The organism is Thalassotalea fonticola (genome assembly GCF_032911225.1).
Taxonomy (GTDB): Bacteria; Pseudomonadota; Gammaproteobacteria; order Enterobacterales; family Alteromonadaceae; genus Thalassotalea_A; species Thalassotalea_A fonticola.
Genome location: NZ_CP136600.1, coordinates 1,685,133 through 1,706,836, shown reverse-complemented (window position 1 = coordinate 1,706,836; position 21,704 = coordinate 1,685,133). Strand labels below are relative to the sequence as shown.

Annotated in this window: 19 protein-coding genes; 13 read left to right on the top strand and 6 right to left on the bottom strand. The window is 39.1% G+C overall.

Translation table 11 applies throughout. The features are described from left to right. Positions 1 to 62: 62 nt before the first annotated feature. Positions 63 to 923, bottom strand: a complete 861-nt coding sequence (locus RI844_RS06905; RefSeq protein WP_348397708.1) for a universal stress protein — start codon at positions 921 to 923, stop codon at positions 63 to 65. Between the two features lie 310 nt (positions 924 to 1,233). Here RI844_RS06905 and galU point away from each other — a divergent pair, with 310 nt between their 5' ends. Beyond that, positions 1,234 to 2,136, top strand: a complete 903-nt coding sequence (gene galU, locus RI844_RS06900; protein ID WP_348397707.1) for a UTP--glucose-1-phosphate uridylyltransferase GalU — start codon at positions 1,234 to 1,236, stop codon at positions 2,134 to 2,136. 129 nt (positions 2,137 to 2,265) lie between these two features. Here galU and brnA read toward each other — a convergent pair whose 3' ends face one another. The 3 genes from brnA to RI844_RS06885 form a co-directional block, all read right to left on the bottom strand. Continuing rightward, complete coding sequence (gene brnA, locus RI844_RS06895; protein WP_348397706.1) at positions 2,266 to 2,508, bottom strand: type II toxin-antitoxin system BrnA family antitoxin; 243 nt, start codon at positions 2,506 to 2,508, stop codon at positions 2,266 to 2,268. Next, positions 2,495 to 2,761, bottom strand: a complete 267-nt coding sequence (locus RI844_RS06890; protein WP_348397705.1) for a BrnT family toxin — start codon at positions 2,759 to 2,761, stop codon at positions 2,495 to 2,497. Before RI844_RS06890 ends, brnA begins: the two co-directional genes overlap by 14 nt. A 133-nt stretch (positions 2,762 to 2,894) precedes the next feature. After that, the gene (locus RI844_RS06885; RefSeq protein WP_348397704.1) at positions 2,895 to 3,623 is read right to left on the bottom strand and encodes a transposase; all 729 of its coding nucleotides are present in this window, start codon (positions 3,621 to 3,623) and stop codon (positions 2,895 to 2,897) included. A gap of 2,316 nt (positions 3,624 to 5,939) precedes the next feature. Between RI844_RS06885 and RI844_RS06880 the strand changes: the two genes are divergently transcribed. The 6 genes from RI844_RS06880 (at position 5,940) to recR (ending at position 11,761) form a co-directional block, all read left to right on the top strand. Further along, complete coding sequence (locus tag RI844_RS06880) at positions 5,940 to 6,356, top strand: HvfA family oxazolone/thioamide-modified RiPP metallophore (RefSeq protein ID WP_348397703.1); 417 nt, start codon at positions 5,940 to 5,942, stop codon at positions 6,354 to 6,356. A 547-nt stretch (positions 6,357 to 6,903) separates the two neighbouring features. After that, entirely contained in the window at positions 6,904 to 7,287 is a 384-nt protein-coding gene (locus RI844_RS06875; RefSeq protein ID WP_348397702.1) for a response regulator, read from the top strand. Between the two features lie 95 nt (positions 7,288 to 7,382). Continuing rightward, positions 7,383 to 7,928 (top strand): adenine phosphoribosyltransferase, encoded by a 546-nt coding sequence (gene apt / locus RI844_RS06870; RefSeq protein WP_348398326.1) that lies wholly within the window; start codon positions 7,383 to 7,385, stop codon positions 7,926 to 7,928. A 78-nt stretch (positions 7,929 to 8,006) separates the two neighbouring features. Continuing rightward, a complete protein-coding gene (dnaX, locus tag RI844_RS06865; protein ID WP_348397701.1) occupies positions 8,007 to 10,430 on the top strand; it encodes a DNA polymerase III subunit gamma/tau in 2,424 nt (807 codons plus the stop codon). 314 nt (positions 10,431 to 10,744) lie between these two features. Then, on the top strand, positions 10,745 to 11,071 hold the full coding sequence (locus tag RI844_RS06860; protein ID WP_348397700.1) for a YbaB/EbfC family nucleoid-associated protein: 327 nt from the start codon (positions 10,745 to 10,747) through the stop codon (positions 11,069 to 11,071). 90 nt (positions 11,072 to 11,161) lie between these two features. After that, positions 11,162 to 11,761: a recombination mediator RecR gene (gene recR, locus RI844_RS06855; RefSeq protein ID WP_348397699.1), complete on the top strand. Its 600-nt coding sequence runs from the start codon at positions 11,162 to 11,164 to the stop codon at positions 11,759 to 11,761. An 87-nt stretch (positions 11,762 to 11,848) separates the two neighbouring features. Here recR and RI844_RS06850 read toward each other — a convergent pair whose 3' ends face one another. Further along, complete coding sequence (locus tag RI844_RS06850) at positions 11,849 to 12,748, bottom strand: LysR family transcriptional regulator (RefSeq protein WP_348397698.1); 900 nt, start codon at positions 12,746 to 12,748, stop codon at positions 11,849 to 11,851. Positions 12,749 to 12,951: 203 nt separating this feature from the next. Between RI844_RS06850 and RI844_RS06845 the strand changes: the two genes are divergently transcribed. The 4 genes from RI844_RS06845 (at position 12,952) to htpG (ending at position 18,018) form a co-directional block, all read left to right on the top strand. Continuing rightward, positions 12,952 to 13,497 (top strand): carboxymuconolactone decarboxylase family protein, encoded by a 546-nt coding sequence (locus RI844_RS06845; RefSeq protein WP_348397697.1) that lies wholly within the window; start codon positions 12,952 to 12,954, stop codon positions 13,495 to 13,497. Positions 13,498 to 13,599: 102 nt separating this feature from the next. Beyond that, positions 13,600 to 15,228, top strand: coding sequence for a 2Fe-2S iron-sulfur cluster-binding protein (locus tag RI844_RS06840; RefSeq protein ID WP_348397696.1), 1,629 nt, complete (start codon positions 13,600 to 13,602; stop codon positions 15,226 to 15,228). 204 nt (positions 15,229 to 15,432) lie between these two features. After that, positions 15,433 to 15,903 (top strand): nuclear transport factor 2 family protein, encoded by a 471-nt coding sequence (locus tag RI844_RS06835; protein ID WP_348397695.1) that lies wholly within the window; start codon positions 15,433 to 15,435, stop codon positions 15,901 to 15,903. Between the two features lie 174 nt (positions 15,904 to 16,077). Continuing rightward, complete coding sequence (gene htpG / locus RI844_RS06830; RefSeq protein WP_348397694.1) at positions 16,078 to 18,018, top strand: molecular chaperone HtpG; 1,941 nt, start codon at positions 16,078 to 16,080, stop codon at positions 18,016 to 18,018. Positions 18,019 to 18,222: 204 nt separating this feature from the next. On the opposite strand, the gene RI844_RS06825 is transcribed toward htpG, so the two are convergent. Continuing rightward, a complete protein-coding gene (locus RI844_RS06825; protein WP_348397693.1) occupies positions 18,223 to 19,539 on the bottom strand; it encodes an MFS transporter in 1,317 nt (438 codons plus the stop codon). A gap of 581 nt (positions 19,540 to 20,120) precedes the next feature. On the opposite strand from RI844_RS06825, the gene adk reads away from it, so the two are divergent. Together adk and RI844_RS06815 are read left to right on the top strand one after the other, a co-directional pair. Next, complete coding sequence (gene adk, locus RI844_RS06820; protein ID WP_348397692.1) at positions 20,121 to 20,765, top strand: adenylate kinase; 645 nt, start codon at positions 20,121 to 20,123, stop codon at positions 20,763 to 20,765. 77 nt (positions 20,766 to 20,842) lie between these two features. Further along, on the top strand, positions 20,843 to 21,463 hold the full coding sequence (locus tag RI844_RS06815) for a 3'-5' exonuclease (RefSeq protein WP_348397691.1): 621 nt from the start codon (positions 20,843 to 20,845) through the stop codon (positions 21,461 to 21,463). Positions 21,464 to 21,704 lie beyond the last annotated feature (241 nt).

Genomic DNA, 21,704 nt, shown 5'->3' with positions numbered 1-21,704 from the left:
TTCTATTCGTTAGAATTAATGCTTAGGGTTAGCCTTTACGTATACTTGTTCAGGCTCTCTTATTAAGGCTTTAGCGCTAATACATCGGTTTTCAGAAAACTTAAAATATTTTCGGCAGTATTTCCCAACAATTTTTGGCTAATGCCTTTTCGGCCAACCGTGCCGATAACGACTATGCCAGCTTTATATTTTGCCGCCATAGAAGGGATGACTAGCTCAGGTTTACCCGCATGAATATGAAAATTATCTAGCGGAACTTTGTACTGTTCACTCAGTGCCACTATGGTGGCGCTTAAATCTTTTCTTGCCTGCGCTTCAACTTCATCTTTATATTGTAGGCCAAAATCACGCAAAACCGGTGAAAATAGCGGTGTAAAACACACATGTACCTGTACATTTAACTTGCTTGCCAGGCTTGCGGCTGTTGAAAGTATTTTATGATTCAATGCTTGTTTATCGGGCAGCTGTGTTTGTAGGTCTACAGCAGCTAATATATCTGGTGTTTTACTCCATTTATCTTGGGCTACAATTAATACTGGCGCTGGGCATTCTCTGATTAAATGCCAGTCGGTCGGGGTATAAAACATGGTTTCACTGCGGTTACCGGTTTTAACCACCATTAGCGGTTGTTCATTTTTAGCAAAATGATTTACCCAGGTATGAATATGCTTTTCCCAGACGACTTCATAGGTATGATTATTATTGTCACATACCTCTGCCAGTTGATCGTTGGCTTTATCATCCATACGAGCAATAAGACTTTCTTTGAATGCCTCGCCTTTAGTGCCTAAGCCATGAACGTCTTCATAGTAAAAGTACACCACATGCAACTTGGCTGAATAAACTTGTGCAAGTTTATAAGCCTGTTTAATGGCAACTGATTTTTCAAAGTTTGGATCAGCAATGACTAAGATCGTTTTCATGTTAAGCCTCTTTGTTGTAAATGTATTTACCTTTTATCTGCATCAAGCTTAAATCTTTATTTATGTAAAACCTTTGATTTGAATCAGATTAGCTTACTGTTTTTAACCAAAGGTGCTGATTTGAGTACAATAATTCGTAAATGAGATGCTGGAGTATTTTATTAATGATTGACGTATTAATGCACTTGCAACACTTAAAATTCTGATCTATTTAGCCTATACTTACGCCCCTAACGATAAATACCCAAGCTACATTTTGAGCTGGCTGGGTATAGGACTATCGCAATAATAATCACAAGGAACACCCGTTTTGCCATTATCAAAAAATTCAGCCATTAAAAAAGCCGTTATTCCTGTTGCCGGCTTAGGCACGCGTATGCTGCCAGCTACCAAGGCTATTCCAAAAGAAATGCTGCCTGTGGTTGATAAACCGCTGATCCAATACATAGTAAACGAATGTATTTCTGCCGGTATTAAAGAAATTGTGTTAGTGACTCATTCGTCTAAAAATGCCATTGAAAACCACTTTGATAAATCTTACGAGCTTGAATCAACACTAGAAAAACGAGTAAAACGTCAGTTGCTTGATGAAATACAAGCAATATGCCCTAGAGGCGTAACCATAATGCATGTACGCCAAGGTGAAGCCAAAGGCTTAGGCCATGCAGTATTAAAAGCAAAACCAATTATTGGTGATGAACCATTTGTCGTGGTATTGCCTGATGTACTCATTGATGATGCAGCAGCCGATCCAAAAACTGAAAACCTTGCCGCTATGCTGGCTCGTTATGAAGACTCTAACGCCAGCCAAATTATGGTAGAGCCTGTACCTATGGAGTTGGTAAGCAGTTATGGTGTAGTTGATTGCGGCGGTCAAGCGGTATTACCTGGTGAAACTTGTACCATGACTAAAATCGTTGAAAAACCACCACAAGAAGAAGCCCCATCTAATTTGGCTGTGGTTGGTCGCTACGTGTTATCAAGTAAAATTTGGGCGTTACTTGAGCAAACTATGCCAGGCGCAGGTGATGAAATTCAACTAACCGATGCCATTGCTAAATTGATGGACATTGAAACAGTTGAAGCGTTTCATATGACCGGTAAGTCTCACGATTGTGGTACCAAAATGGGGTACTTAAAAGCAAATGTAGAATACGGCTTGCGCCACCCTGAACTGGCTGAAGAATTTAAAGCGTATTTAAACAGCTTATAAATATTTTTGCTTACTACAAACGCGATTAAATATAAATGGTGTTTATTGTAGGAAATAATAAGGATCTGCTTGGCAGATCCTTTTTTGTTATGACTGTCCCGTCCTGAAATAGGTTTACATTTTTAGGGATTATTTATGGTTGATAGGGTTTGATTGCAACTCTAAACGCTCGGCCAACCAAATTTTAATAATAGACTGCCTTGTTACTCCAACTCTACTTGCTTCACGATCAAGAGAGTCAATCATCCATGTTGGAAAATCTACATTTACTCGTTTCTGATTTTGTAATGGTTTTTTGGCTTTTGACAAATCTAAATTATCGAAAATGTCTTCACCATTATCAAACTTTTTATCAAATTCAGTAGCTTTCATAAAAATTTACCTCTGTTTTTCTTGAACGCCTAACCGATATAATCCGGATACGTTCTCTTCTATAAGTAATTATGCCAGACCAATGCTTACCATTGATTTTAGCTATTACAATATGTCGAATTTCGTCTTCAGTATTGGCTGGGATTTCGACAAGATTCGGATCATTCCAAAGTAATTGTGCATCCTCAAAATTGATGCCATGTTTATCAAAGTTCAGCTTACTTTTAATATCATCGAATTCAAAATTATACATGAGTTAAAAATATACCTTTTTTACTCAAAAATCAATTTTCCAGTGATTATTGAGGTTGTGATTAGCGTCGGAAAGCATTTAATGCCTTTAAAAATAAGCCGCTTCATTATTGCTCTATCTATGTTCGTTGGCTCTAACAAAATATTACCGGCAACATCAATTTCACCGGTTTTGACGGCCGACCTGGCTTCATTTTATTAAATTTAATGTGGTGTAATGATTCAATGTGTTTAATAAAAAATTGATCGCCAATAGGGAAGTTGTGCATTAACCGTTCAATAATCAAAGTGTCTAAATACTGATGGCTGCTATGTAAAAACAGTTTTTGGTAATTGCTTTTTCGACTCAGTAAATTATTACCTAAATGAATGTATTGGCTGTGCGGGCTAACTGCCACTTGTGGCGTAGATAGTTGTTGATGAACTGCATTTTGCGTGTAACTAGAATAAGGATAGTGGCCAAGATGAGAAATTATTCCTGATTTTAGTGGCTCCGATTCGATAAATCTCATACAGGCTAATAAATAATTGTCGGCATCAATAATACTGGCTTTATGCCTGCCTTGAAATAAAGAGCCGCTGCGCTGGTATTTTTTATTCATATACCTGACATAACTGCTTGAAATATATTGGATAAGGCTCGCAATACCTTTATTGCAACTGGGCGTTAATAATAATTGAATATGATTTTCCATCAGTACATAAGCGTGCAAGAGCACCTTATATTTGCGCAAACCTTTACAGAGCAAGGCTGAGTAATATTGATAATCGGCAGTGCAATAAAAACAGCTTTGCTTATTATTGCCGCATAGATAAATATGGGACGTTTTATCGGCTAGGTAAATTCGTGGCTTTCTAGGCATATGCAATTCCTTTGCTTATTAACGTTGACACAATTTGCGTACTTATACCAATCCGTATAATTATCTGGTCATTGAGTAACTCATATAAACAACATATGAGTGCCCCTTCAGGTATGTATATAAAGCTTGATAACTTCCTGAAATTTCAAAAAGATATGAATAACTATCTATTTAAAATTTCAGTTGTTCTAAAACTGTATATATCATTCTCAATTGATCACATCATTACGCGAACTGGTATTATAAACCGGCGGAAGAAAGGTAAGAGGTACCGCATAAACAACGCTGTAGATCTCAAGCTCACTAATTAACTGCTCATGTTAATGAAATTGCTCTTAGCTATAAATTATTTCACTCCTGTTAAAATAATTTATTTGTTAAATATGAGTAATACACCTCTTGAATCTCCCTTAAAAGCTTTGTTCCTTCAAGGCTTTTAAGTATTAAAATGCTTTGCCAACCCTGGCTAGAACAGCATTACAGCAACGTTTAAACGTTAGTGCTGGCCTACTCGAACAAAGCTGTACCTTGCTTTGCTCCGCGAATCCTTTGTTATACCAAGTTGAGTAATCTATTTACTGATTTTCAAAATGAATAATCAGCAGTATTTAATTAATCAAATTGGTAATGGCCATCCTTGGCCGCAGTCTTCCTTATGCATCCTGCAAAATCCAATTCCTTTGGATTGTCCTTGTTTATAAGTTAATCCTTTAACTTTATTCGAAACAATTAAGCTGTTTAATCAGTACAAACGGCTAATTGTTTTACGAAACTGATGTTTTTAACATTGATACTGCAGTGTGTTAAAAAATATTTAACACAATTAAGTTTATATGGTTAATTGCACGATATTTATGATGCAATTAATATGAATATACTTAGTCTTCTGGTGTTAAAAATTATCGAGGGCCGGAGCCATTATTTAATGTTTATTGTCTCCGGAGAGATTTATGTGCATTAAACAAATATTGCTGTTTAACCGGTGAGTGGGTAGTTGCAATAATTTTTTGGGGTTTTTGGCTTGTAGGCAAAATGGCAAGTCAACAGTGAACCAGGTGAGCGTTGCTTCAATTGTGATAGAAAGAAATTGATTCCCTGTTTTTGGTTTATCGCATTTAACAATATGAATGTGCTGATACGTTCCATGAGTCTGTCCTTAGCTAATTTACTGTTAATGTATCCATCATGCAAAAATTATATCTAAATCAATAGATTTGTGATTAATGTAATATTATCTGAGATTCCTTAACCATGGATAACACTACTTTGCATGATGTTATAAATTTACCGCACTGCAAATTTATATTTAAATATTAGTAAAAATTTATCAGCTTGCAAAAACTTTTTTGCTATAAAAAAGCATTTAATAGAATAAAAAAAAATTAACACTTTGCTGAAAATAAACTATCACGTACGGGGATTGAAAGTTGTTGATGTTTTCCTAGAGATTTAAATAATGGGGCCTAAGTAAGTTAAAAAGCTTTAAGGTATCCGGAGTAAATTAATTTAAAAAATAAAATTCTTCTAATTCATAAGTTTGTCATTTAATTTGGTTTAAATGACACTTTTTCAGAATTTCTGGTTTGACAAAATAGCCGCTGTGTCTTTTACTTTTAGAGTGTTCATTGGTAATGAATACAATCTCAGTTAAAAGGAATTTATGAGACTCCCTTACTCAAAAATTTCCGACCAAATGAGATGACTCTGGCAGTGTTATAAAGCGTGTCTAAGGAAATTATTTTATAATGTGGACTTTATTGGTATGGAACACTAACGTTGGACTAGCACTGCCGCTATTTTTATCAATTTCATTCAACTAGTTAAATGAAAAAAATGTCTAAATAAACATAATAAAAACAACAAAATAATTAAATAGGTATTATTAATAAGGATCGAATTAAAATGTTGTTTTCTACTATGACCCAGAAAAAAATTCAGTTTAGTATGGCGCTTTGTTTTATGTTGCTAATAGCCTTTAGTACTTACTTAACCTTGTTGGATGCGTCGGTACTTAATACCTTTTACATGACAATTTCTAGTGCTTTGTTTTTGGTTATTGTTTTATATAAGCGAAACTAGTCTTTTATCTACCTCTCTATATTGTCTGTTTTTTAAGCTGTTAATATTTTATTACTCTTTGTTTTTGTTAAAAACTTGCTAATTTCTTGATCTAGTGAAATTATTTAATAGTATCCTTGGTCTGTATCATCGATACCAAGTCGGCTAAGTTTTTTTATTTTGTGATAATTAATAAAACTTAATCGAATTGGTATAACCTTAGACTGGGTGTCTCTAATAAAACTTAGGAAGATAATTATGAAAGTATTTAAGAACTATTTATTAACAGCAGCCTTAAGCGCTCTGATGTTAACATTATTTGCCAGCTTACCAGCGAAAGCTGAAGCTAATCCTTTTGAAGCTCAAAATGTTGTAGCCTCTGCTGATTTTGAAGCTGAAGAAGCCAAAAAAGAAGGCAAGTGCGGCGAAGGCAAATGTGGTGAAGGTAAAGCGAAAGCCAAAGGCAAGTGCGGCGAAGGCAAATGTGGTGAAGGTAAAGCGAAAGCCAAAGGCAAGTGCGGCGAAGGCAAATGTGGTGAAGGCAAGGGTAAAGCCAAGGGCAAGTGCGGCGAAGGCAAATGTGGTGAAGGCAAAGCGAAAGCCAAAGGTAAATGCGGCGAAGGTAAATGCGGTGAAGGCAAAGCCAAGTCAAAAGAAAAAAAATGTGGTGAGTAATTAACCATACGGTTACTTTAAACTATATAGAAGTCGGCAAATGCCGACTTTTTTTATTTCAGCGAAGATAAAATGAAAGCTGCCAGGATACAATATTGAATTTGCTTGTGACCATAAGATTAATCACCAGCACCGGATGACAAAAATGAGTATCAATAATGCCAATAAAAATACCTCTTAAACCCCTAGGAATTTATCAATAAATACAGCTAAATGTTAACTGACTGTTAATGGGCCTTGCCCTAAATGGTCATTTGTTGCAAATAAACTGTTAACCGGCAATATATTTAATTTGATCTATATCAAATAATAGTCTGTTCGTGTATTATGCGCGCTGATTTTTTAAACGGTAGTAATTATAATGTCAGCAGATAACTCATTTAAAGAAAGCACTTCAAAACGTCACTTGTTTATAGCCCTAACAGTTATGGTAGCAATGCCATTACTGCCTATGTTAATGGGTTGGTACAACTACGGATAAGTTAAGTGGTGCACGTACTTAATTTAATGCGAAATGTAAACGTTTATTGTTATAAAGGAATAGTTAATGACTGAGAGTATTTTATTGGTTGAAGACAACGCCCCAGTATTGGCGCAGCTTAATCAAACTCTAACCACGGCAGGTTATCAGGTAACAACAGCGATTAATGGCCTAGATGGTTATAACAAAGCACAACAACAACGTTTTGATTTGTGCATTGTTGATCATCTTATGCCGTTAATGAATGGCCCGCAACTCGTAAAAAACTTGATCTCGTTAGGCGACAATACCCCTGGCAACATTCTGTTTTTAACCACCCAAGATCTTAAAACAGTTAATCAAATTACAGAAGTACACTTTGCTGATAAAGTATTAAGCAAGCCAATTTCAAATGCAGAATTTTTAGCTGAAGTTCGTAAGTTAATTGAGTACAGCAGCGAAGTTGCATAAACCTCAAGCTATTCACTTAATTGTTGAAAATGTAACTGTAAAAATATCCTAAGATCTATTATCCTGTTATCAAACTTTATTCAATTAAAATTATGATGACAGAGCAAGATAGACAATACCTTAAAAGCGTAATTTGTGATGTGCCTGATTATCCAATACCAGGCATAATGTTTCGTGACATTACTGGTATTCTTGATCAACCCGAAGCCTTCCAATTATGTATTGATCGTTTAACCGAGCGTTATCAAAATACTGGCATTACCAAAGTAGCCGGTACTGAAGCCAGAGGTTTTTTATTTGCAGCGCCGCTAGCGTTAGCATTAGGCGTAGGCTTTGTGCCCGTTAGAAAACCAAAAAAACTGCCTAGAGCAACGTTCTCGCAAAACTATGATTTAGAATATGGTCAAGATACGCTAGAAATTCATCAAGATGCATTAGAAAGTGATGATATAGTACTTATGGTAGATGACTTATTAGCTACGGGTGGTACTATTGAAGCAACAACCAAGTTAATTCGTTCAACCGGTGCCACGGTAAAAGAGGCTGCATTTGTGATTGGTTTACCCGATTTACAAGGTGATAAACGCTTGGCAAAGCTTGATATAAGTGTATATACCATGGTTGACTACTTGGGCGACTAAACGGCTATATCTGCCGTATTAACCAAGCGTAAAAATAATAATAATGAAAACAACTAAGCTGCAGGATTAAACAATAATATGAGTTATCAAGTACTTGCTCGTAAATGGCGACCAAAAGACTTCTCTCAATTAATGGGCCAAGAGCACGTGGTTACCGTATTGGTTAATGCACTAATGCAAGAGCGTTTGCATCATGCCTATTTATTTACTGGTACGCGCGGGGTGGGTAAAACTACCATAGCTCGAATTTTTGCCAAAAGTTTAAACTGCCAAGAAGGCATAAGCGCTAACCCATGTGGCAAATGTGATGTGTGTGTTGATGTTGATGCCGGTCGCTTCGTTGATCTACTTGAGATAGATGCTGCCTCGCGCACGAAAGTAGACGATACCCGAGAAATTTTAGATAACGTGCAATATGCGCCAACACGTGGTCGCTTTAAGGTTTACCTTATTGATGAAGTGCACATGTTGTCTAAGCACAGTTTCAATGCGTTGCTGAAAACTTTAGAAGAGCCACCACCGCATGTAAAATTTATTTTAGCGACAACCGATCCGCAAAAGTTGCCGGTAACGGTCTTATCGCGCTGTTTGCAGTTTCATTTAAAAGCGTTAACACCACAGCAAATTGAAACTAAGCTAAATGAAATTTTAACCGCAGAACAAGTTACCTTCCAAGATGGCGCCCTAGCAATGCTTGCCAAGGCTGCACGCGGCAGTATGCGCGACTCCTTGAGCTTAACCGACCAAGCCATTGCTCAAGGTCAAGGCCACATAGAAGTTGCTAATGTTCAGCAAATGCTCGGCGGTGTTGATCAAAACTGGGTCTATAAAATATTAATCGCGTTAATTAAGCAAGACCCGAAAGGCCTGCTCGAGCTTAGTAAAAGCATAGCTAGTTTTGCCCCAAGTTATCATAGATTATTAGCTGAATTGTTACAGCTTTTACATCAAGTCGCGCTTTGGCAGTTGGTGCCAAACTCGGTTGATGTAGATGACCAACGAGCAACATTGTTAAGCAAGTTTGCACAGGCTATGTCACCTGAAGACGTACAATTGTATTATCAAATCGTATTAAACGGACGAAAAGATTTATCGTACAGCAGCGATGAACAAGCTGGTTTTGATATGGTCGTGCTGCGCATGTTGGCTTTTAAGCCCGCAACTCTGGCAGATACCACCTCTATGCCTGTAGCCCCAGCCGATACTACTGATTTTGACGATACAGATATTAATGACGCAGCTTTAACCGGTTCAGCCGAAAAAGTTGATGAGGCAGCAGAAGAGACCGAAGTAAGCCAAGCCGAGGCGAACAGCACAACTGCAGATAAAACAGAAGTAAAAGTAGAATTATCATCAGACGTTGAACCGCAAGCTATGGTTGAAGCAGCGCCTGAAGTTGTTGAACCCGAAAAACAATCTTTAGCCGAAGGCCAGGCCTTACACCAAGAAAAACTGCCAGAAACGCTGACTATGGATCGCAATGCAGATAAATCAATTACCGATTTAAACGCCGAACAACAACAGCTTGAAGTGCAAGCCGAGCAGCAATTAGCTAACGTACAACAGGCACCTGTAGAACAACATACTGCACAAGCAGAAGCATTTGAGCCACAAAACTCTACTGCGCAATCTTCAACAGCACAAAACCCTCCAGCCGGTACAGCTGAATTGCAAACTACAGAAGTAGCAACGCCAGAGAGTGAAACAATAGAGCCAAACCCTGCCGGGACTGATGTTGAAAAAATGCTGGCCACGCGCAATATGTTGCGTAGTCGTAAAAAAGCCGCGGAGGGCGAGGGCGCAAAAAAGTCTGAAGCCAAGCTTAAGGTTCGCTCTAATGTTGGGCCTAAAAATCCTGACATAGCAGTTCCTCAAGCTGAGGCAGCATCGCATACCAACGTTGCTACTGAAGATAACATTAAACCTGCAGAACCAATTGATTTGCCTTGGCAAGAAGATAGCCCGGTAAGTGATGCAAGTTCAGAGCAACATGCAATAGGTAATACTCAACCCAACAATGTTGTTGCTCAGGTTGAAACAACATTACCTGATGTTCACAGCATTGCCAGTAGCAGCTTCGATCAATCGGTTATCGACCCCGCTTTAATCCGCAATGCCAATCAAATAGATGCCTGGGCAAATACGATAGATGCCATGGGATTAACCGGAAGAGTACGACAACTGGCGCTAAATGCTAATATGGATGAGGAAAGTTCAGACAGTATATTGCTGATTAATTTAGACAAAAAATTTGAGCATTTATGTTCTGGCGCGGCATTAACCCAAATAACAGATTGTTATTCAGCGTTGAAGAAGCAAGAAACCAGCGTACAAATAAATGCTGTCGATGACGCTGGTGCAACACCATTTTATATTCAAAGCTGCATTAACAACAAACGCTTAGATTACGCCAAAAACGTAATTGCGGGTGATGATTTTGTGCAAGCTTTAGAGCAACAATTTAGTGCCTTTGTTGATCAAAATTCAATTGAAGCATTGTAATAACTGATTAAGGCACCATTTATATCTTAAGCAGTTACATTTAATTTAAATAATGCCAATAGCAAACACTTAACCTTAATGCTTGCTGTAGGTGCAATACCAAGTTGATTAAATATCTGCTCATTTTTAATGGTTAAAACGAATAACTACTGCGTTATAAAATTGATTAGTAGAGTAACTACTAACTAAATTTTATGCCTTGTATTTATCCGTTTTTCCTAATGAAAAAGTAGACCACATACTTAATTAAATTGGTATAATAACCACACGTATCTATGTTTGCCGATGTAAGCAAACTATTTTTGGAGATTACTATGATGAAAGGCGGCATGGGCAACTTAATGAAGCAAGCCCAACAAATGCAAGCAAAAATGGCGAAAGCTCAAGAAGAGATCGCTAAAATGGAAGTTACTGGCGAAGCCGGTGCTGGCATGGTTAAAGTTACGATGACAGGTAACCATAATGTGCGTCGTGTTGAAATTGACGACAGTTTAATGGAAGACGATAAAGACATGATCGAAGACTTGGTTGCTGCAGCATTTAACGATGCAGTACGTCGCGTTGAAGAAACCAATAAAGAAAAAATGGGCGCGTTAACTGGTGGTATGCAAATGCCTCCAGGGATGAAAATGCCATTCTAATTGCGATATACTAGGGTCGGAGCCAGGTTAATTTAATTAACCTGACTCTGACCCTGTTTTTTTGCCCCTAGCTTTAAAAGAAAGAGTGTTATGAAGTTAAGTCCTCTGGTGCAAGAGCTGATCGATAGTTTAAAGTGTTTACCCGGCGTTGGCCCAAAGTCAGCACAGCGCATGGCGTTTCATTTATTAGAACGCAATCGTATCGGCGGTCAAAAGCTGGCTACTACGTTAGCTACTGCGATGGAAGATGTTGGGTATTGCAAAGGCTGTCGCACATTTACCGAGCTAGATTACTGTGAAATATGTCAAAGCCCGAAGCGCCAGTTAAAGCGCATGCTTTGTGTGGTTGAATCGCCAGCAGATATTCTAGCGATTGAACAAACCGGTGAATTTACCGGCCGTTATTTTGTGCTAATGGGGCACTTATCACCGATTGATGGCATAGGTCCTGATGAACTGGGGCTTGATAAGTTGGCCGCGTTATTAGCCAGTGATGAGTTTGATGAAATGATCTTGGCCACTAACCCAACGGTTGAAGGTGAAGCCACCGCGCATTTTATTGCCGACATCGCGAAAAAATATGCTGTAAGTAGCACTCGTATTGCCCATGGTGTACCTGTTGGCGGCGAATTAGAGTTTGTTGATGGCAATACTCTTTCACATGCATTCTCTGGTCGAAAAACATTTTAGATAAACTAGGGTCAGAGTCAGGTTATTTAAATTAAACCTGACTCTGACCCTAGTTTTTAAGCCGGACGCTGACACTTGTTTTATCTGTTAATTCAGTGCCGGATCATTTCTTAATCGCTCTGCCATTAAATCAATAAATGCCCGAACTTTTGCTGTCGTAAGGTGGCTTTCTCTATGCACGATATGAACAGGTTTAGCGCTGGGTTCATAGTCTTGCAGAACAATTTTTAGCTGGCCAGAGGCTAGAAAAGGTGCCACCTGATACGATAGCAAGCGAGTGATGCCAAACCCAGAAAGTGCAGCCTCTATTGCCGCGTCATTGTTGGTAACTGTTATTCTAGGGTTAATATTAACGGTGTACTTTTTCGCTTTTGCCTCGAACCGCCAATCGTTGGAATTATTCATTGCCCGCGATGAAATAATCGTATGCTGAGTAAGATCTGCTGGCTGTTGCGGTATACCGTGTTTACTTAGGTAGTCTGGCGCAGCACATAAAATTAAGCGCACCGTGCCAACACGTAAAGCGCGCATACTTGAGTCTGGCAGTTCACCTATTCTTACTCCAACATCTAAGCCTTCTTCAAGTAAATTGACCACTCGATCTAAAAATATTGCGTCTACTTCGGTGTTTGGATATTGGTTTAAATAATCTATGATGCCAGGCATAACAAACATTCGGCCAAACATTACTGGTGCGGTGACCGCTAAGTGGCCTGTTGGGGCGGCATTAATACCGGTGGCTGCTTCATTGGCCATTTGTACGTCATTTAAGATTCGTTTAGCGTCAACTAAATAACGTGCGCCAGCATCTGTGGTGCGCACATATCGAGTCGTACGACTTAATAATTTAACCCCCAGTTTTTCTTCAAGTGCGGCAACCGCTCTGGTTACCGCAGGAGGAGACATAGCCAACCTCCGGGCCCCGGCAGCAAAGCCTTGTTCCTCAGCCACGGCGACGTACACATTCATTAAATGTAAATTATCCATATATTATTCCACTTTTGGTAATAATTAATTGTTAATCATAGCTATTCTTTTATCAAGTGGAATTTGTCAAAGTAACACCACTGGCGAGATGATGACCTAAGCAACTGTGATGCAGCGATATAAATCAGCATTGAGCATTTATTGGAATGACCAACCCAGTTCGATAACTAAACGACAGACAATTAAACCAAAAGGTAAATATTATGAGCAGAATTAACGTAGTAACCAATGAACAAGCTAACCCTGAGCAGCAGCAACTATTTGCAGCAATTACTTCACAATTGGGCATGGTACCTAATTTTTTGAAGGTGTTTGCTAACTCTCCAACGGCGTTAAAAGCGTTTTTAGGTTTACATGGCATTGCCGGTGAAGGCAGCCTTGACCCGCTAACTAAAGAGCGCATTGCATTAGCGTTAGCTGAACAAAATGCTTGTCAGTATTGTGTATCAGCCCATACTGCTATTGGCAGCAAAGCTGGCTTAACTGGCGCAGAAATGGAAGCTAACCGTGCCGGCACAAGCCAAGATGCAAAAGCCGCAGCTGCTGTTAAGTTTGCTATGGCTTTAGCCGAGCATAAAGGTGAGGTAACCACGGCTGAATTGCTAGAGGTACGCAGTGCCGGTTTTAGTGAATCTGATATTGTTGAGATCATTACGCATGTAGGGATGAATATTTTGACAAATATTTTAGGGAAGGCGAGTCGAGTTGAAATTGATTTTCCAAAAGTGCAACTGCAAAAAGCTTCTTAAGCAAAAGGCAAACACGACAAAGGCCTGAGCAAGCTTCTGTCGTTCCCCATTAATTATAGAAATTAATACGCACAAATTAACGCATCCGCTAAGGTTGAAATGATGGCCCATAAATACGCAGAAATTGCATTTACAGAGCAAGTTAAACAAGTTCAAACCCAGCAACATAGCCGCACAGGCTATGCCAATATGGAGCAAGGCGAAGATGTAAATTATTTACTCAGTGACTATGAAGCCAATTTTATAGCCGCGCGTGACAGCTTTTATATGGCCAGTGTCAGTGAAACAAACTGGCCTTACGTACAACACCGCGGCGGTCCTGCAGGATTTATGCGGGTATTAGATGCCAAAACTATCGGTTTTGCCGACTATACCGGTAACCGTCAATATATCAGTACTGGCAATTTTATAAACAATGATCGGGTATCAATTATTTTTATGGATTACCCCAATCGCACTCGGATGAAGCTATTAGGTCGTGTGAGTATAGTTACAGATGATGATCCTGAAACGTTAGCTAAGCTTGAGGTTGCTGAGTTTAGAGCACCGGTAGAGCGCGGCTTTTTAATTCATGTGGAGGCATTTGACTGGAATTGTCCGAAATACATCACGCCCAGATATAATGATGATGAAATACAAACCCTGCTAAAACCGCTAGAGCAAGAAAATCAAACTTTAAAGCAACAGTTGGTGAACCTTAACACTAGTTCTGTTGAAGCAACGAATTCTTACCCAACGAATTCTTATCCGACTAGGCTGGGGGATGGCCCGCTTACGTTAGTGATATCTGCAATCAGGCAATTAACGCCAAGCATTCGCGCCTATGAGTTACGTGACGTTAATGGCGATAAATTACCGCCAGTTAGCGCGGGCTCTCACTTGCAAATACCGGTGCAATTGCCAAACAAAGAGCAGGTTTTACGCCATTATTCTATTTGCTCAAATCCAGAGCGTAGCGACATTTATGAAATTGCCGTATTGCATGAACCAAGTGGCGATGGCGGCTCGAGTACTATACATCAACACTTTCAATTGGGCCTTGAACTGGCTTGCCAGCCACCAAAAAATCATTTTGCCTTACAATCTAGCTCACATCAGCAAGGTGCACCTGCAGTTTTGGTTGCCGGTGGTATAGGTATAACGCCAATAAAAGCAATGGCACAATCTTTACGCAGCCAAAATATTGAATTTGCATTGCATTATGCGGGTAAAAATAACCTGAGTATGGCGTTTCAAGACAAATTGCAAAGCGAGTTTAGTGATAGCTTCAACTCTTACAGTTCAGCGGAAGGTCAACGGTTAAACATCAGTAATATATTAAGCAATGCGGAGCCTGCCTGTATTTTTTATATTTGTGGTCCAAGTCGATTAATTGATGGTTTTTTAGCTGCGGCAAAAGCACAAAATATTGCCCTGTCACGCATTCGTTATGAACGTTTTACGGCTGCCATTGATGATACTGCCACACCAATAACGGTGACATTAAATAAATCGGCAAAAACCATCGAAGTAGCGGCAGAGCAAAGTATTTTGGATGCCATGTTAGACGCAAACGTTGCTGCGGCATACAGCTGTAAAACCGGCGAATGTAAAAGTTGTGCAGTAAAAGTGTTAGACGGTAGCCCTAAGCATTTAGACAATGCGTTAAGTGTCGCCGAGCAAGAACAACAAGGCTTAATGTGCCCATGTATATCGCGCGCAAGCAGCTCGCATATAACTTTAGACATATGATACCAAGTTGATCAAATATCTGTTCATTTTTAATGGTTAAAACGAATAACTACTGCTTTATAAAATTGATAAGTAGAATAACTACTTACTAAATTTTATGCATTGTATTTATCCGTTTTTCCTCATGAAAAAGTAGAACATATACTCAATCAATTTGGTATAGCAGCCCTCCAACCCGTTTATTTTTATTATGAGATTATGATTATGAGTAACGTCAGAAAACCTTTACCACCGTTTACCCAGCAAAGTGCCATTGAAAAAATTCGCATGGCAGAGAATGCCTGGAATGGGCAGAATCCTGAAGCTATCGCCATGGCATATTCCATTGATAGTAAATGGCGCAATCGTAATGAATTTGTCAATGGCAGAGAGGAAATTGTGGGGCTGCTCACGCGAAAATGGCAAAAAGAGCAAAATTATCGACTGATAAAAGAGTTATGGTGCCATAGCGGCAACCGCATTGCGGTTCGATTTGCCTATGAATACCAAAATGCAGCGGGGCAGTGGTATCGCGCCTATGGTAATGAAAACTGGGAATTTAACGAACAGGGTTTAATGACTCAACGCCACGCCAGCATCAATGACTTAGCGATAAAAGACAGCGAGCGTAAATTTCACTGGCCGCTAGGAATAAGACCAGTTGAACACGCGAGTTTGAGTGAATTGGGACTATAGTTTCTTCAATTGCGTTTAGTTACCCGTAAAAGGGGGAAATTAATTTGTAATTACCCCCTTTAAATTTTTTGAGCCATCCCCACATCCTATTTATAGATTAATTCTGCAGTGCTGAACCAAGTTACTATTTCAGCACTTACAGCGCCCATTACACAATTTAGGAGATATATTTTTATGTCTGATACAGGCCATAAAGAAGTTCACGGTTTTCAAACTGAAGTTAAGCAATTATTACAATTAATGATCCACTCTTTATACTCTAATAAAGAAATTTTCCTCCGTGAATTAGTCTCTAACTCTGCCGATGCAGCAGACAAGTTACGCTTTAAAGCGCTTTCAAATGGCGATTTATACGATGGTGATGCCAACCTTCGTGTACGTGTTAAAGCCGATAAAGAAGCAAATACAATTACCATTTCTGATAACGGTATTGGTATGACTCGCGATGACGTGATTGCCCATTTAGGTACCATTGCTAAATCAGGCACTGCTGATTTTTTCTCGCGTCTTTCAGGCGATCAAGCTTCTGATTCACAATTAATTGGTCAATTTGGTGTTGGTTTTTATTCTGCCTTTATTGTTGCCGATAAAGTTGTAGTGCGTACTCGTGCTGCCGGTACACAAGCAAGCGATGGTGTTGAATGGACATCGGCAGGTGAAGGCGACTTCTCAGTAGAAAACATTGAAAAGTCTACCCGTGGTACTGACATTATCTTGTTCTTAAAAGAAGAAGAAAAAGAATTTTTAGACGATTACCGCTTAAAGTCGATTGTCACGAAATACTCAGATCACATCTCTATTCCAGTGGAAATGATGAGTGAAGAAGTTGCTGAAGTTCCAGCAAGTGAAGGCCCTGACGGGGAAGAAATTCCCGCAGTAGCGGCTATTCCGGCAGAATGGGAAGGCGTAAACAAAGCTGAAGCGCTTTGGACTCGTGAAAAATCTGATGTGTCAGAAGATGAATATAAAGAATTCTACAAACACGTATCACACGATTACGGCGACCCATTATTATGGGCCCACAATAAAGTTGAAGGTACTACAGAATATACCTCTTTACTTTATGTACCGACTAAAGCGCCGTTTGACATGTACAACCGCGAACGCCAACACGGTTTAAAATTATACGTACAACGTGTATTTATTATGGACGATGCTGAGCAGTTCATGCCAACGTACTTACGTTTTGTTAAAGGTTTACTTGATTCAAACGATTTACCATTGAACGTGTCGCGTGAAATTTTACAAGATAACAAAGTAACCCAAGCAATGCGTAAAGGTTGTACTAAGCGTGTGCTTACTATGCTTGATAAACTTGGCAAAAAAGATGCTGAAAAATATCAAACATTTTGGGATGAATTTGGTCAGGTGCTTAAAGAAGGTCCGGCTGAAGACATGGCCAACAAAGAAGCGGTTGCTAAGTTGTTGCGCTTTGCCTCAACTGAAAACGACAGTGCGGTGCAAAATGTATCATTAAATGATTACATTGAACGCATGAAAGAAGGCCAGGATAAAATCTACTACGTAGTAGCAGACAGCTTTGAAGCGGCTAAAAATAGCCCGCATTTAGAAGTATTCCGTAAAAAAGGCATTGAAGTATTATTACTAAGTGACCGTATTGACGAGTGGTTAATGAGCCACTTAACTGATTTTGCTGAAAAACAATTACAATCTGTAACTCGTGGCGGTCTTGATTTAGGTGACATGGATGATGCTGAAACGAAAGAAGCGCAAGAAAAACTAGAGAAAGAATTTGATTCTGTAGTGTCTCGTTTAAAAGAAAGCCTTGGCGATAAAGTAAAAGACGTACGTATTTCACATCGTTTAACTGATTCTCCGGCATGTATTGTGACTGACGAACACGACATGAGCAGCCAGATGATGAAATTAATGCAGTCGGTTGGTCAGGAAGTGCCAGAAAGTAAGCCTATTTTCGAAATCAATGCTGAGCATGCGTTAATCAATCATGTATCAAATGAGCAAGATGAAGCGAAATTTGCTGAATGGACGGATGTATTGTTCGATCAAGCGTTATTAGCAGAACGCGGTAGCTTGAAAGATCCGGCAACATTTGTTGCTCGTTTGAATAAGCTTATGCTTAGTTTAACCAAGTAACGAATCACGAATACGTTACACTTCGAATACGCTGCTTCGTACCTTCGAAATCAGTAGCGAATACGGCTCGAACTTAAAGGATGAATACGCATAGTATTCATCCTTTTTTTGACCAATAAATTATCGGAATTGGTATTACTATCGAGGCGTATTTGAAGCATTAGCGTATTTTGAGTGACGTGGTAACGTATTCACAACTAGAGCCTAATTAGCATACGCATGCTGCAATTGTTTTTCGGTTGTTGAGGATTTTATCTGACGATTTCGCAGTAAAGGTATGATCATTATCGGTAAAATAATTAGCAAACTGTCGATAAATAACACCCAGGCATAATCAAAACTTTCAGCAATAAGCCCTTGCCAATAATTGGCAAAACTTATTGCCAGGTTAGTCAGCGCCATAAATGCAGTAAATTGTGTTGCTGCTACGAGTGGGTTGGTCATGCCCATGAATATTGCCGCGTGAATACCAAAGCTCATCCCATAAAACAGGCCATGGGCGATTATCGAAGTATAAAAAATATTTGCTTCTATATTGCCTAGCCCTGATTGATATATATGCCATGCAAGAAAACTTGAAGGAATTGCGGTGAGTATGTAAGTAATAATAAGGGTTGATTTTAATCCAAACCTATCACCTAACCAACCACCCAGAGCACAACCAACAGCCGCGGCAATTGTATTGTATATAGATAAACGGCCAATTTGTGCTTCATCTAAGCCATAATCTACTTGGATGGTACCTAATGTTCCATAGGCTAAAGCCATTGCCCCTACGGGCATAATGGCGAAAGCCAACCCGAATATAGGGCCTTTTCCTGAACGAAAAAAACTCTCAAACAAAGTAATAAAAAACTGCTTAAACTTTAAAGCTAATGCTCTTACAGCATTGGCTTTACTTTGTTTAATGATCTCTTTAGTGAATGGGTCTTGAATAAATAACAGGGTATAGCCTAAACACATTGCAAGCAGCACACTGATAAAAATTAATGTGTTATTAAACCCATATTGCGATGAGAACAGCATTGCTCCACCACCGCCAAGGGTAATACCAATATATTGACCGGCAAACATATAACCATTGCCTCTGGAGCGTTCATTTTCTTTTAACGTTGAAACGGCCAGAGAGTCAATTGCCACATCTTGGGTAGCGCAAAATAAATTATTCAATGTCACCATAATGATAAGTAAATTAAAATTACTAATGTAATCGGTTTTTGCAGTCATCAACAGGGTTATGATCATGGCTAAGGTGCAACAGCTTATCCATGTTTTTCTACCACCCAAACGGCGTAATTTAAATAAATCGATCAATGGTGCCCATGCCCACTTGAATGCCCAAGGCATAAAAAGAGCGGCCATAAATAAACCTATTTGGTCAAGCGGCAGCCCTGCACTGCGCAAATAAGCTACTAATGCGATAGAGGTAAAACCATAGGGGATACCTTCAGAAATGTATAATAGACAAAAGCTAAATAAACGACCTTTTTCTGACCCTAAAGCATTATAAGTTTTTATCATTGCCTAACTAAGATCCTAGTTTAACGGGGGGAGCACATAAATATATGTAGGTTAAGTTATAGTCGCTAAACAGAGTTTCAGCCAACTTTAGTAACGAATGGCGAGTTACGAATTACGAATCACAAAGCAGTTTTCGAAGCGTTAACGTACCCGAAGCACCGCGTATTCGCAGCGAGGAATATATAACCTCTTTGTGGTAGTGCATTTAAAAGATGAATAGGTAACACTAGTCATCCTTTATTATTCAGGAACGAATCACGAAATTGTTATATCGAAGCGCCAGCGTATTAGAAGTTACGACGTAACGTATTCGAAGCAAAGTGCATCCACCACGAATAAGTAAAGTTACAACTAACGTCTAGTTGAATGGCTTATCATTTTCGGTAAAATAATAAGCGAATTAGTTATTCATCACAGTTTAGCTTTAAATAATTAAGCTTGCTTGATATAAGTTAACTTTATTGCTTAACAAATAGCGTTAACTACTTGTTTGCATTGAAAGCAACAAGTATGATTACATTTTTCAAATTATAAACAATAATACCGGTAGGTATTTCGACGACATTTTAGGGTCTTTCTATATGCGCATTATTTTATTAGGTGCACCGGGTGCTGGTAAAGGTACTCAAGCTCAGTTTTTAATGGCTAAATTTGGCATTCCGCAAATTTCAACCGGGGACATGTTACGAGCAGCAATTAAAGCTGGTACTGAACTTGGCAAACAAGCTAAACAAGTAATGGATGCTGGTCAGCTTGTCTCTGATGAGCTGATTATCGGTTTGGTAAAAGAGCGTATTGCTCAAGACGATTGTAAAGGTGGTTTCCTGCTAGATGGTTTCCCGCGTACAATTCCACAAGCCGATGCAATGAAAGAAAATGGCGTAAGCGTTGATTCAGTTATCGAATTTGATGTTGCCGATGAAGTTATTGTTGAGCGTATGGGCGGCCGTCGTGTTCACTCTGGTAGTGGCCGTGTTTATCACTTAGTTTACAACCCACCTAAAGTGGCCGGTAAAGATGATGAAACTGGTGAAGACTTGTCAATACGTCCAGACGATGAAGAGTCTACTGTTCGTAAACGTTTAGGCATTTACCATGAGCAAACTAAGCCACTAGTTGATTACTACCAAGCAGAGGCTTCAGCTGGTAACTGTAAGTACATAACTATGGATGGCACGCAAGCAGTTGACGCAGTAAGTGCACAACTTGCTGAGCAATTAGCGTAAGCTAAACAAAACCAATAAAATAATAAGCCCAGGTATTGCCTGGGCTTAATTGTATCTAAAGAGCGATAAGTACGACTATGCCAAACCTTAATGCCAACTCAATTGTTGTTCTCGATTTTGAAACAACAGGTCTTTCTCCACAGCAAGGCGACCGAGCAATTGAAATTGGTGCGGTAAAAATTTGTGATGGTGTGGTGGTTGATTCTTTTCAAGAATTGATGAACCCTGGCCGTCCAATAAGCACGTTTATTGCTGAGTATACGGGAATTACCAATGCCATGCTGCGCACCGCAGCACCTTGTGCTGAGGTGATGGCAAGATTTGCTGACTTTATTGGTGATGATAACTTGCTGGCACATAACGCGTCCTTTGATAAAAAGTTTTTAGACGCCGAATTTGCCCGAATCGATCATAACTATGCGGGTGAGTTTGCCTGTACGTTATTAACGTCAAGACGCATTTATCAAGATGCACCAAACCATAAGCTGGGCACGTTAGTTAATTATAAAAACTTGGCTGAAGATGGCGCGTTTCATAGAGCGTTATTTGATGCACAAATGACCACTAAGTTGTGGCTCGTTATGCTTGATGATATGCGCAACACTTATCAACTGAATAATATTGAATTTAGCTTAATTAAACAGTTAGCCAAAACCTCAAAGGCAAATACTAGCCGTTTCTTATCTAATTATCAGTAAATCGCCTGTCAGCCAACTATACTAATTCCCGAACTATACTGATACCAAGTTGATTAAATATCTGCTCATTTTTAATGGTTAAAAAGAATAACTACTACGTTATAAAATTTTTAAGTACGAATAACTACTTACTAAATTTTATGCCTTGTATTAATTCTTTTTTCCTCATGAAAAAGTAGAACACATACATAATCAAATTGGTATTTTTCCCAATTTATCCTTATGATGGGTTATGCCCCTG